At 34.6% G+C, this 14,270-nt stretch carries 10 protein-coding genes; 1 reads left to right on the forward strand and 9 read right to left on the reverse strand.

Annotation, left to right across the window (positions count from 1 at the left end):
- Positions 1 to 36 precede the first annotated feature (36 nt).
- From BM183_RS04415 to BM183_RS04455, 9 genes are all read right to left on the reverse strand, one after another.
- On the reverse strand, positions 37 to 852 hold the full coding sequence (locus tag BM183_RS04415) for a response regulator transcription factor (RefSeq protein ID WP_091684723.1): 816 nt from the start codon (positions 850 to 852) through the stop codon (positions 37 to 39).
- A 38-nt stretch (positions 853 to 890) separates the two neighbouring features.
- Positions 891 to 1,739 carry a carbohydrate ABC transporter permease gene (locus tag BM183_RS04420; RefSeq protein ID WP_170847886.1) on the reverse strand — a complete coding sequence of 283 codons (849 nt, stop codon included), beginning with the start codon at positions 1,737 to 1,739 and terminating at the stop codon, positions 891 to 893.
- 16 nt (positions 1,740 to 1,755) lie between these two features.
- Complete coding sequence (locus BM183_RS04425; protein WP_091684727.1) at positions 1,756 to 2,637, reverse strand: carbohydrate ABC transporter permease; 882 nt, start codon at positions 2,635 to 2,637, stop codon at positions 1,756 to 1,758.
- Between the two features lie 280 nt (positions 2,638 to 2,917).
- Positions 2,918 to 4,264, reverse strand: a complete 1,347-nt coding sequence (locus tag BM183_RS04430; protein WP_091684729.1) for an ABC transporter substrate-binding protein — start codon at positions 4,262 to 4,264, stop codon at positions 2,918 to 2,920.
- A 244-nt stretch (positions 4,265 to 4,508) separates the two neighbouring features.
- The gene (locus tag BM183_RS04435; protein WP_091684731.1) at positions 4,509 to 6,413 is read right to left on the reverse strand and encodes a sensor histidine kinase; all 1,905 of its coding nucleotides are present in this window, start codon (positions 6,411 to 6,413) and stop codon (positions 4,509 to 4,511) included.
- Positions 6,414 to 6,658: 245 nt separating this feature from the next.
- Positions 6,659 to 8,065 carry a phosphoglucomutase/phosphomannomutase family protein gene (locus BM183_RS04440; RefSeq protein ID WP_091684733.1) on the reverse strand — a complete coding sequence of 469 codons (1,407 nt, stop codon included), beginning with the start codon at positions 8,063 to 8,065 and terminating at the stop codon, positions 6,659 to 6,661.
- Positions 8,066 to 8,174: 109 nt separating this feature from the next.
- On the reverse strand, positions 8,175 to 10,565 hold the full coding sequence (locus tag BM183_RS04445) for a glycoside hydrolase family 94 protein (protein ID WP_091684735.1): 2,391 nt from the start codon (positions 10,563 to 10,565) through the stop codon (positions 8,175 to 8,177).
- Between the two features lie 322 nt (positions 10,566 to 10,887).
- Positions 10,888 to 12,201, reverse strand: coding sequence for an HAD hydrolase family protein (locus BM183_RS04450; RefSeq protein WP_091684736.1), 1,314 nt, complete (start codon positions 12,199 to 12,201; stop codon positions 10,888 to 10,890).
- A gap of 93 nt (positions 12,202 to 12,294) precedes the next feature.
- Complete coding sequence (locus tag BM183_RS04455) at positions 12,295 to 13,137, reverse strand: AraC family transcriptional regulator (RefSeq protein WP_091684738.1); 843 nt, start codon at positions 13,135 to 13,137, stop codon at positions 12,295 to 12,297.
- Positions 13,138 to 13,313: 176 nt separating this feature from the next.
- Between BM183_RS04455 and dapA the strand changes: the two genes are divergently transcribed.
- Positions 13,314 to 14,177: a 4-hydroxy-tetrahydrodipicolinate synthase gene (gene dapA, locus BM183_RS04460; RefSeq protein ID WP_091684740.1), complete on the forward strand. Its 864-nt coding sequence runs from the start codon at positions 13,314 to 13,316 to the stop codon at positions 14,175 to 14,177.
- Positions 14,178 to 14,270 lie beyond the last annotated feature (93 nt).

The following is a 14,270-nucleotide window of genomic DNA, read 5'->3' on the forward strand; positions in this document are numbered from 1 at the left end:
CCTGTTTCCCCGTCACCAACCATTTTTATGGAGTTCTCACGCTTTTTTGTGGCAACGCTCTTTATTAGGGCCTTTTTTATTTTCTGAACTTTCCAAAATAGTATTACGGTATTCATTTGCGGATATACCCATCTTTTTCTTAAATATTCTTGAAAAATGGGCTAAATCCACAAAACCTACTTTTTCAGATATATCACCTATTCTAAGAGACGGATCCCGCAACAACTCAATTGCTTCCCGAATTCTAATATTATTTAGAATTTCAGAGAAATTTTGTCCCAGGTTCCGATTCAAAAGTTTACTTAAATGCCATTGGCTGACGTATGTTTTTTCAGCCACTTCAGATAAGGTAATCTTATGAGCATAATTCTGTTCTATGTATTTCATTGCATTATTGACAATAAAATTATTTGCTTCACTGTCTAATTTGGTATTTTGTGTACCATCAGTTTCCTCTATATCCGGCAAGATATTATGAGATTTTAGATTATTTACCATAGTTTTAATTGCTTCTTCAATCTCCTCCATGGAGGAAGGTTTTAACAAAAACCTGGTCACACCCAGATTAATTGCCTGTCTTGCATATTCAAACTTGCGGTATCCCGTGAGAATGCTTATCTCTATATTATCAAATTCGGATTTCAGGCCTGCTATCATAGTTAAGCCATCCAAATCCGGCATAGCAATATCCGTGATAACAATGTGAGGCTTATACTTTCTAATAACTTCCCCGCCCTCATTGCCATCATTGGCCGTTGCCACAACCGTACAATCATACTGGTCCCATGAGATCATACGAGATATTCCTTCCACGATAATCGGTTCATCATCAATAATTACAACTTTATACATACACCATCCCTCAATTATTTACAACTGTTACTTTTATCTTATCCTTTTACTGCTCCTGCTGTCAAACCTTTTATAATGTTTTTTTGAAGACATATATATACAATCAAAACAGGAATTATGATAATTGTTATGGAAGATGCCATCAATCCATAATCAATTCCATATTTTGAACTGATTTCGTTTAACAATGCACAGATAGGGAATTTTGTTCTCCTTCGAATCATGATCAATTGAGTGAATAAATCATTATAAGACCATAGAAAGCAAAAAATTCCTACTGTTGCCAGCGACGGTTTACATAAAGGTACAATAATCCGTGTAAATACCTGTCTAATGTTGGCTCCCTCCATATAAGCAGCTTCCTCCATTTCAATAGGGAGTCCTCTTAAATAACCCATCATAATCACAGATGCAAAACTTAAATTACCTGCAATCTGAGGAATAATAACACTTAAAGGATTACTAATTAAGTTTGCCTGAGACATCATTTTAAAGACAGGAATAATGGTAGAAAACACAGGGAACATCAAACTTGCTATAATAAGTGAGTGAATGAATTCCCTCCCTCTGAATTTATATCGAGTCATTGCAAATGCAATCATGCTTGCTAATATCATAACTGCAATAGTTACACTTCCGGATATAATAAAACTATTCTTATATGCCTCTAAAATATTTAAATTATCAAAAGCCTTAACATAATTCTGCATGGTAAATTCTATAGGTAATGAAAATGAACTATTAACAACCTCTCTTGATGGCTTAAAGGAATTATTGATTACCCATACAAATGGAAATATAGTTGTAATTCCCCATAAGCTTAAAATAATGTAGATAAGGATAGTTGATACTTTAATTTTTTTCTTTTTCTTCTTTACTTCGGACAAATTTTCAACCCCCTTATTACAGATTCTTATCCGGTTTTATCAGGACTGATACTATTTTGGAAACAATCACACCAAATATTACGATAACAAAAGCTATTGTTGAACCATAATCAATGTTACTTATAGTAAATGTTTGTTCATACATATAAGTTCCTAAGAAATGTGTTACACCTTGTGGAGCACCTTTGGGAACGATTACCCAAGGAAGATCAAAAACCTTCAATGCACCGGTAACTGCTAAAGTAATGCAAGAGCACATAACTCCACGGACCATTGGTATGGTAATATAAAAAACTTGTTTAAAATTAGAACATCCGTCAATGGATGCTGCTTCATAAAGTTCATCAGAAATTGCATTTAATCCGGTTAGAATAATAACAAAATAGAAACCTACATAACTCCATATAATAGGTATGGAAATCATGGAAAATGCCTTACTTGTGGACAACCAGTTAATCGGTTCCTTCCCCAGAGCTATCATTATCTGATTTAGCATTCCACCATTATAATTATAAAATAATTTAAATAGCAATCCAATTGCAGATGCAGAAATTACAATGGGGAAAAAGTAAACTGTTCTGAAGATGTGCTGGCCCTTATTTATTCTACTAACTAAAACAGCCAACAGAAAAGCAATACCAACTTGGAAAACAACGGATAATATCATCATTTTGAAAGAATTTAGAATAGCTGTTCTAACTTTCGTATCCTGAAATAGTCTTTTATAATTTTCCAGGCCAATAAATTTCCATTCCTGACCCGGCATTTTCACAACAGAGGTCATATCATAAAAGCTGTTAATAATATTCTCAATAAAAGGTTTGTAGAGAAATAAAACCATTAATAGCAGACCGGGAACCAAAAATATAAATAACGGTAATTTTTTCTTATAGAGCATTGATCTCTCGCCTTTCCTAATTTAATGGAAACTTCTTATACTTGCCTCAATTATAACCCTGAAAAATATTTGTAAAGTCTGTATATTTTGTTTAGTAAGGTTTAATGAGTGATTAGTAATAAGAACCTGATTTCAGTTAAACACAAATGTCATTCAGAATTATATTTGTCATTCCAAACCGCAGGTGAAGAATCCATTTATAAAAATATTAGATTCTTCTCCTTCGGTCGGAATGACATACCTTAACAATTACTTTATTATGAATGACAGAAATTTTTAATTATCTTGCATTAACTTGTAATACTTCTTCTATCAGATCCGCAGGAGTTCTAGCTCCGGTTGAAACATCTACAATACCAGCAGTTAGAGTATTATAAGCCTCTTGTTTGATTCTTGCATCAGTTGGGGTAGAAATACTAGTTGCTGCGCTGCTGTAATTCAATCCGGAAATACCAAGTGGTGTCATATCTGCAAGAGGTTCAACCTTTGCAGCAGCCGTACCGTTTCCATTCCAATATTTTTGAACAGATTCACTACAGGTATGTGCCATAACAAATTTTACTGCTGCATCTCTCTTGTCAGGATCATTCCATGCTTTCTTAGTAATATAGAATCCTGATGATAATCCGCCTACCATAAATCCTGGTTCTGCTTTTCCGCCAGGAATAACCGGGAAGGATACTACTACTGTATTATCCTGATCTGGAATTCCGCCAGCATACCATGAACCATCAAGTTGCATAGCTGCTTGTTTATTCTTAAATAATTCGCCAGCAAAATCATTATCGATAGTATCTGTATCTACTGGAAAAGCACCTAAGTCTCTTAATGTCTTGAACATTTCTAAACCTTTAACCCAGTCCTCAGGAGCACTTTCAGGTACTGTAGTAAAACCTTCCGGACCTGCTGCTGCAAGCATTAAGAACTCCACCCAATAATGAGGAACATTGTTTAAAGATACAGCAATTGGAATAATATCATTTTCTTTAAAGGTTTCGATTGCTTTTAACATCTTATCCCAATCTGTTGGAAGTTCAAGATTATATTTATCAAATAAATCTTTGTTGCAGAATAAACCTTCCCAAAAACCAGTAGTTGGCACTGCTCTTTGCACACCATCCGGGTTAACTGCTGCTTCTAATGCAGCTGGAAGAGTATCTTTCGCATAATCTGGATATTCTGCTTTAATTTCTTCAATGGTAACGAATTTATCGGCAGCAAGAACATCAGAAGCATTGGCATCTGTAAAGAATTGGATAACATCCGGTTCATTACCTACAGCAAAATCTGCTGCTATCTTTGTCTTCCAATCCTGATCGGAAGTCTGTGAATCATCTTCTATTGTTATGTATGAATAATCATTCATGAACTTTTTATTAATTTCCTGATAATTCGCAGCATTAGGGTCTGTACCGCCATGCATGGAAACAGTTGTTAAAGTTACTGGATTGTGTTTATCATTTTCAGTTTTTGTTTCTTGCTTATTTTCCTCTTTTTCCCCATTATCCTTTGTTTCCTGTTTTGTTTCTGACGTTTCTTTTACATCTCCCTTTTTACAGGCAGCTAAAAGAGACATCATGAAAACCACTGTCAGTACAAGGTAAACTAGTCTTTTTACTTTCCTCATAAATAAATCCTCCTTTAATATAATTAGCTATTCACCAAGAGCAATCTCTTAGGCATATTATTATTATATAAACAGATGTAATAAAAAGCATTAGTTTAACTTGATATTATTTGTATATTCTTGCTACATTTAAATTTCCACCCAATATACATTTTGTATATATTGTAATTATATTTATTCTTTATGAAATCATCTTTATATTCTTTTGATAATATACTAGCAAATAGCCAGATATCAGCCTTAATTATTCTTCAACAAAAGGTATGGTTATAGTGGACGCCGTTTCTCCTTCTCCTATGGGGCTTATACTAAGTCCATACTCTTCACCGTATATGAGCTTAATTCTTTCATTCACATTTTGTATTCCTAAGGATTCATGATCTGTTTTCTCATCCTGATTCTGATTTCTTTTCCCGTTCAGTAAATAATCCACTTTTGATATATCTTCTTCCGACATATCTTTGCCGGTATTGATAATCTGTAAAATTACATGATTATTTTCTTTATCCTGATATATTTTTATTTGGATAGTACCACTTTTTACTGTTTCAACCCCATGAACCACTGCATTCTCAATTAAAGGCTGAAGTATGAGCTGAGGAACTTTAATCTGTAATAAATTTTCATCCACTTCCTTTTCCACCTTCAATCTCTTGCCAAAGCGCATGGATACAATATATAAATAAGCCTCCACGCATCTTAGTTCTTCTGCCAGACTGAGCATTTTTCTGTTGGAACGATCCATGGAGTAGTTTAGAAGTGTTCCTAAGGCTTCTATCATTTTTGATACTGTAACATCTCCCGCCATTCTCGCCTGCCAGTTCATCATCTCCAAAGTGTTATTTAAAAAATGTGGATTGATCTGGGACTGTAATGCCTTAATTTTTGCATCCCTTCTTGCTATTTTTTCATTGTAGGCATAATCAAATAAATACTTTATCTCCGATGACATATGGTTAAAGGCATCCTGCAACACATCAAACTCCAGGTTAGGCATGATGTTGCTTTCAATCTGCATACCGATTCCGCCCTGTTCAATTTTGTTTGCTGCTTCAATCATTCTGCTCATTGGCTTTGTAATATGATGGGCAATAAAATATATCATATAAATAAATACCGGAATAATAATTAGCATTATAAAAAGCATAATGGTATAAAGATTATATATTTCTGAGAAAATTACATTTTCATTGGCTACAAGAACCGCACCAAAATGAAAATCATCGTATTTCTGCTGATATAACAGACCTATGAATGGTCTGTCTTTTTCCTGAAGAATCTTTCTATTCACTTTCTGAGAATATTGATTTGATAACTTATCCAGAATCTCTGTTCTGCTGGTTTCATCAAAATTATTATTATAAGATATCATAGAGCTTGTATCATTAATAAAAAATCCTATTTCATAATCCTTGTTCAAGGATATTCCATCAATCAGCTTGTCCTTATTCAATTCAAGAACCAGCGTACCAAACTTTGTGTATTTGGTAGTTGTATATAGATTACGGATAATATAGATTTTTCCGTCAATAATACGGACATGGGCATCGGAAGTATCCTGACTTGTTATTTCATGAGCAGCTTTAGCCACATTATTTTTATAAATATTAATATATTCCACATTTTCTCTTGAAGTATAGTAAATTTTATCAGGTTCATCACTTAAATAAAATACAGACATGACAAACCGGTTGTCTATGTAAAATCTGCTTTTTAAATTACCTGTTATCTCGCTGTATAATTTAGATTTCTTTATATTACCAGCCTCATACATTCTCCATGCCTTTTCAATAACCAGTTCGTAGGAAGTCTTTTTGGATATGTCGATTGCTTCATCTATTTTTTGAGCACTGAAATAAGTGAAATTTTTTAGATTTTCTTCCATAATTGCATTGGTTTTCCCAATTATATTATTTCGATAGGAAATAGTCATAAACAGATACATGATTAAAACCGGCAGCATCCAAATAAGTACAACTAAAGAGAGCAGCCTTCTCCGTAAGGATACCCTTTTCTTAATCTTTATTATTTTCCCTTTAATTTCTTCATTATCTTTCATAGCTGCACTTTCGCTTTTTGCTGCATCCTTTATTTCTTTTCTTATACTTTCCTTATGTTCCTCCAATAGCATATTCCCACCCCTAAACATAATACTGTTCTCTCATTAAAACCCTACTTTCTTAATTTTACCATATTTTTATGGTATTTTCTATGTACTTATACAATAATCCCAACTATTTTTAAGATTTGGGCAATACTGATTCCTAGTTAAAAAAGTTAATAGAAAAAACTTCGAAAAATGGCCTATTAAGCCTTTTTCGAAGTTTTTTGGAGCTCTGCGAAAATTAGTAAAGGGATGGAAGCATATATGAATTTCGAATATCCTTTAAGCCTTTAAATTTGAAGAAATTCTTCAAATATATTACATACCAGTTTTGCTTCATCCTCAGAAGGCATTTCACAAAATATTCTAAGCAGCGGTTCTGTACCGGAGAACCGGATTACAATCCACCCACCATTATTAAAGTATATCTTGCAGCCATCCAAGTAGGAAATCTTTGATATCTCAAAAGGTATATCCGGAATCAATTTATCAATTAACAGGATTTGATAAACCTCCTCCTTCTTTTCTTCATCAAAATGATAATCCTTCTCTTCCATGTAGTATCGTCCATATTCCTCTTCAATATCTTTTACTATCTCAGAAAGTTTCTTGCCTACAACTGCAATCATTTCAATTAAAAGCATAGCTGCATAAACGCCGTCTTTTCCTTTAATATGGCCCCGAACCGTCAGTCCCCCTGAAGACTCTCCGCCGATTACTGCGTTGGTTTCATTCATTTTAGCAGAAATATGTTTAAATCCCACAGGAACTTCATATCCTTTTTCTCCGAAACTTTCCGCTACCTTATCCAACAGATGGGTAGTGGCAATATTTCTTACCACTGCTCCATGCCAGCCTTTATACTTCACAAGATAGTAATAGAGGAGTACTAAAATGTCATTGGGATGAAGAAATTTACCCGTATCATCAATTACACCAATCCGGTCAGCATCTCCGTCTGTTGCTATTCCAATGTCACAATGATAATCCATCACATAATTTTGCAGACTCTTTAAAGTACTGGCGGAAGGCGAGGGAAGCTTTCCGCCAAATAGGGTATCGTGTCTGTCATGGATGGTAGCTACATCACACCTTGCTGTCAGTAAAATTGTTTTTAGGGAGGTTTCACTGACGCCATACATAGGATCCAATGCTATTTTAAGCCCCCTATTTCTAATAGCCTGCATATTAATTTTTGTAATAATAGTGTCAATGTATTCATTTAATGGATTTATTTCGTAAATGAGTCCGGCATCTATTGCTTTTTCATAATACATGGAACTCACATCCTCAACATGGGAAATATAATTTTCTATTTCTTTTGTCTGAAATTCATCTGCATCTCTTCCGCCATAAGTAAATACTTTTATTCCATTATAAATTGCCGGATTGTGGCTTGCCGTCACCATCATTCCGTAAGGCAATTCATGTTTCATAACATAATACATAATCAGTGGAGTAGGTGAAGACCGGTTAATCAGATATGCCTTGATATCTTCTGCGGCAAATACTTCTCCTGCCCATCTCATAGCTTCTTTTGAAAGGAATCTTCTATCATAGCCAAGAACAATTCCTTTCTCCGTAACTCCTTCATCTTTCATTTTCAATGCTATACCTTTGGAAAGTTTCTGAATATTCGCTTTTGTAAAATCTTCTCCAATTACTGCTCTCCAACCTCCGGTACCAAACTTTATCATCGCAATAGCCTCCTCTAGCAGTCATATACATTTATCCGCTTTCAGCAGATTACTCTGTCATTTTCTATTCAATAATCCCAATTAAAAAGGTTTTAATGAGGGATTAGAATTAACCCATAATTATAAGAACCTGATTTATACTGTCTTGCTCCTGTACGGGTATTCTTTCAACCAATTTTCCGTTTAACCGGATTTCTTTCACACCTTTCATAACGCCTTCCGGATTCCGCACAGTGATATAGTACTGTGCCCCTCTCCATTCACGGCGAATACGAAATTCTTTCCAATCCGATGGAATACATGGATCGATTAATAAATAATCAAACTCCGGACGAATTCCAAGAATATAGCGGGTAGCCGAAAAATACGCCCAACCTGCTGTTCCTGTCATAAAGGGATGTCTTGCACGTCCAAAGGCAGTGTGGTCCCTGCCCACAATAAATTGGCAGTAGGAATAAGGTTCTGCTTCCCTGATTTCTATGTTGTCATTCTGATTATAAGGACATAAGGCATTATAATACTTCATTGCCTGGTCACCCCGTCCTAACATGCACTCAGCAGCCCATGCCCATGGATTGGGATGACTGAATATTGCTCCATTTTCTTTCAGTCCCGGATATACCCTTGTAACAAATCCAATATCCTCATCAGGTACCGTATAGGAAGGGCCGTTCAACATAATACCATAAGGCGTATATAAGTAATGATCTACACTGTCCATTGCTTTACTTCCTCTGTCCTTTGATGCCAGGCCGGACAGCACTGCCCAGGCATTGGATTCCAAATGAATTCTTCCTTCTTTGTCCTCATCTGTTCCAATCTTTTTCCCGTTCTTAGTAATACCTCTGATGTACCATTCCTTATCCCAAAGTACCTCTTCACAAACATCCTTCACTTTTGAACGTATCTTATTATACTTTATAACATCTTCTGTCTTATTTTGATATTCTGCGATCTCGATAAAATTGCCCAGTGCCCAGTATAAAAGAAAAGAAACCATAGCACTTTCGCCGCCTCCAAGATTAAGGCAATCGTTCCAGTCCGCCCGCAGTCCCTTACAGATACCATTCTCCCCTACCTGATTATTGGAAAAATCCAGTATTTTGGTCATATGCTCATAAACAGAGCCGCTGCCACCGTCTGCATAGGTGATTTCTTCGTCTAAGAAAGACATTTCACCAGTTTCTTTTACATATTCAACGATTGCGCTAACCAGCCACAGGGCATCGTCGGAACACGCATCATCTATACCATGAACAATATCATTTTTATTTGGAGAAGGTATTACCGTTGGTGATTTAAATGGTTTAACCTCCTTGTCCGGTTCAAACCATTCCGGCTGGAATAAATGAAGTCCATAACCTTTGGATACCAATGCCCGGAGTAATTCCACTATTCTTTGCTTACATTTTTCAGGATTGGAGTGGGGAATTGTCATTGCATCCTGTGAGGTATCCCTGAAACCTAAACCTGTTCTTCCTCCTACTTCAATAAAGGAAGCAAATCTTGAAAACATAACATTTATCTCTGCCTGATATAAATTCCATATGTTAATTAATGTATTCATACCTTCATTTGGAGTATGAATGACTAATTTATCTAATTTTCTGTTCCAAAAGTCGGCCATTTGATTATAAGCAGCGTCTATTCTGTTAAAATCCGAGTATTTTTCTCTGATCCGTTTTCCTTCTGCAAGATTACCTTCTCCTAACATAAAGACTAACCGAACTTCTTCTCCCGGATGGAGAACCAATTTTTTATGTAAGGAACCGCAATGATTATTTCCCTTCTCAAAGCTGCCGCTTAAGACACCTTTTTCTACTGCAACGGGATTGTTTTCGCTGCGATAAAGTCCGATAAATTTATCTCTTAGACAATCAAAACCATCAGGAGCAAAATTCGCAGTAAAATACTGATATCCAAACTCTTCATAGAATAAGTCATATTCTATAATTCCATTTTCATAAGAGGAACCTGCTGCATAATTACTCATTTGGAAGTTCTGATTATCCATGGCAATATGGTGATAGGAGAATTCACAATAGGAAAATACACTTAATTCTCTGTTAACTTCACCGGTATTTTTAATTTTTACATCCCATAGTTCCACAGGATCATTTATGGGTATAAATAATGTCTGTTCTGCTTTAATATCGTTGTATTCGCATAAATACTTTGTATAAGATAAGCCATGTCTGCACTGATACTTGGCTTTATCTAAAGATTTGCCAACCGGCTGCCAGGATACGCTCCAATAGTCACCGGAATTATCATCCCGTAAATAAACATAATGTCCCGGCCGGTCCATAGGTACGCTATTGGCACGAAAACGGGTAATACGATGATATTCCGGTGATTTATAAAACACATACCCCCCTGCAGTATGGTTGACAACTCCGCACATGTCCTTTACCCCTAAATAATTCGTCCACGAGGTAGGTAAATCCACTCTTTCAATTACATACTCTTTATTCTCATTATCAAAATAGCCGTATTTCATAATTGCTGCACCCCCTGAATATTAAGTAATAAAATACTATAATTAGATACTTTAATTATAACAAGGAACAGCTTTTATAGTATTGCTAGGGATGTCAATATTTGATTTATATTGCTATCCTGTAAGTGAAAAGGAATTTTTTAACCATGGCTTTTTATCCTATTTCAGAAGAGACAGCCATCTGGGATAAAGTACAGAAACATTTCCATAATGCAATAAGGCAACTCCTAGCGGGGTTGCCTTTCGTTTATTCATAAGGAAAACAGCCGCGCAATAATAGTTTGGTTGTCCTTTTTATGGATAATATATTATCTTTTATTTTTCACATATTTCCTTCTTCTTTTTTCTTCCAGATAAAAGGCTCATATAATTCCTTCATTCTTTTCACCACAGTATTCTGATTGCTATCCTGTATTAGAATATCATACTGCCCCGGAATAGTACCAAAAGTCACCATCTTCTCCAATCCGGTTAAGACTTTTAGTTCAGCAAGCATATTTTCTTTAGCAGCATCTTCATGATATATGTTTAAATAAGTGTAACCCGGATTGTCTTTGGACGAGCTTTGCACTATTCGAATATGTTCTGCTATAGGCAGATCCTTAATTCGCTGATGGATTTTTGTAATATGTTCCTGTTTACAGATACACATTATATGAAAGCATTCCCCATCACTTCCTGTACTTCCCTTTATAAAATTACGATAGGGTGAAGTTCTTAGTTTATTATAAACCTTTTCTTCTGCCTGCTGATAGAATTCTTCGTAATATATCATTAAAGTTTCCTGTAGTAAGACTGTAGTAAAACAGCAGATTTTTTCCTCTCTTAAAAGATCTTGTATGGATTTTACTACTTCTTTATCCAATATCTTTTTTCTTAGAAATTCTTTCTTTTCCACATCGTATAAAACTGCTCCATTAAAAGCAATTACCGGCAATTTTAAAGGTACCTCCTTTACAAAGTCCATTAAAGAGGCAATGGTTCTTTCTGTGGCTATGGTAAAATTAGCTCCCCGCTCAATCATACGGTTTAATTCAACCCTGCTGTATGGTACTAATTCTCCCTTATCATTTAGCAAAGTATCATCCAATCCGCTGACAAACAAAATATTGTTATTGTTTCTCCGTGGTAATGAAATCCGATTAACTATAATTGACACTCCAACTCCAATAAGGGTATCCAGCACACGATTTAATACAAACAAGTAGGGATTGCTGTCACTTAAATGGTTTACCGTAATACTTAAAAATACCACACCAGAAAAGAATGATACCTCATGTTTCTTTAAAAGAACTGCCGTATATATAACAGGAATAACGGAAATGGAAATAAACAAATATTTCCACATTATAGGTATATCTTTTAATATATAAGTATTCATAACTAAAACAATGCAGCCCCAAAAGGCTCCGTTAAAGGTACCAAATGTCCGGGATTTGGCATTAGTTTTACTATTCTCTATATATGTTTCCATACAAAATATTGCTGCTATAGCAGAATAAAATGGAATACCTTTCTCACCTCTGAGTATGTATATAATAAGGCAGATAAACACGGCCATGGCAGTCTTTATCATTCGGAGGCCAACCGGCATTATTCTAAACTTTTTCTCATTTTCTTTACTTTGGGAAAACATAGGTAAACTCCTTTTTTGTATAAACTGAATTTATTTCCAGCACCTTGGACTAATAGGTATTCTAAACTTGCCTATAAGGATTGTCAATATACATCAATCAATAAAGGAAACATTTTTAGGCATTGTATTATAAGCTTTTTTGAAAGCTCTGAAAAAGGAAGAATAATTCTTAAAACCACATTGATAACAGGCCTGTGTAAGTGAGCTTCCATTTTGAACAAGGTTTTTAGCTAATAATAATCGTTTCTCAGTAATATATTTACCAATGGTATATCCTGTTTCTTCTTTAAAAAAATGCATTAAATAATACCTGCTTAAATAAAAATGGCTAGATAATGTATCTATGGTAATATCCTCCGTAAGATGTTCATTGATGTAATCTATAATTTGCAGAAGTTTTTCATTACCAATTACAGCATCAAGGTAATTGATGGGGTTTGATATCGCAGTCCGGTTTAGCTGTATCATAAATTCCAAAAACAATATTCTTTGATACAAGTCTTTGGCATAGGCATTATCTGTGAAGGAATACTCCAGTTCCTGGCATACCTGAAATAGTTTGCTTTTATCAAGGGAAGGAATTCTAAGCACATTGGAATGTTCTTCTTTTGCACGTTGGAAACAATACTTTAGATCATTATCATTATCTGAATAGGTATTTAGAAACTTTGTTGAAACATATATAATAACTCTTTCATAAGGAGAGCTATCCATTATGGAAGGTCTATGTATTTCTCCCTGATTCACAAGAACGATATCGTAAGGCTTAAGTAAATAATCTTTTCCTTCTATGGAGTAATTGATATTTCCGCTTAGAAGAATCATAATTTTGTTAAAATCATGATAGTGATAATTGAATTCTTTCTTCTCCCTGTCAACGATATGAAACATTTTATAATCATTGTTTAAATATCCGGTTTTTTCAACCTTGTTCATATTAACCTCAATTCTGGCACTTTTAGCACCACTTTAGCACTTTTTAATCTAAAGACAATTATACAGCACTATATGCAATATTTAAAGCATTATAATGCTATTCTTAAAGAATATTATTGTGTAAAATAGAATTAAGAATAAAATGCACGTTATACGAAATGCAGGGAGGATTTTTTATGCAGATTACTGGTGTATGGTTACCGATTATAACCCCATTTAAAGATAATAAACTTGACTATCAGTCATATAAAAGATTAATTGATCACTATTCTGATAAAGGAATAAGTGGTTTCATTCCACTAGGTACAACAGGGGAATGTCCAACTTTAAGTGATTTTGAGTTTGAAGATATGATTGAAAAGACAATGGAATATAATAATAGACGATTACCTGTCTATGTAGGAGTTGGCGGAAACTGTACTGCCCAGGTAATAAAGAAAGTAAAAATTGCTGAATATTATGATATAAAAGGTATCCTATCCGTTTGTCCTTACTATAACAGACCAGGCCAAGAAGGAATCTATGGTCATTTTAAGAGCATTGCTGAGGAAACTCCTTTAGATATCGTTATGTATAATATTCCATATCGAACTGGTGTAAATATGGAAAATGAAACCATATATAAACTATCTGAGATAAAAAATATAGTAGGATTAAAGGATTGCTGCGGTAATATTAAACAAACAGCTGAATTATTAATGAATCCTCCAGAAGACTTCTCTATCCTAACCGGAGAAGACTTATTATTCTTTTTAACCCTTACTATGGGAGGACATGGAGGAATACTTTCCTCTTCACATTTGAAAACAGAGATGTTTGTGGAGGTATATAATAAGATAAAGGAAAATGATTTAGAATCTGCTTTAAAGATATGGAAACCTTTATATGACTTTATTCCTTTACTATTTAAAGAACCTAACCCAGCTCCTGTTAAATATTGCTTAGAGGAACTATCGTTGATAGATTCCGATGAGGTAAGACTTCCTTTAACACAAATATCGGATCAACTAAAAGAAAAATTAGATTGTATACTTTTATAGACAATTATAACATCCCCTTCCCCTCATTTTATTTACGAGGAAGGGGGTGTCTTTTTTTATTACGTTGCTACATAATAACTTTATGAGTATATT

This window comes from Anaerocolumna aminovalerica, assembly GCF_900115365.1.
Taxonomy (GTDB): domain Bacteria; phylum Bacillota; class Clostridia; order Lachnospirales; family Lachnospiraceae; genus Anaerocolumna; species Anaerocolumna aminovalerica.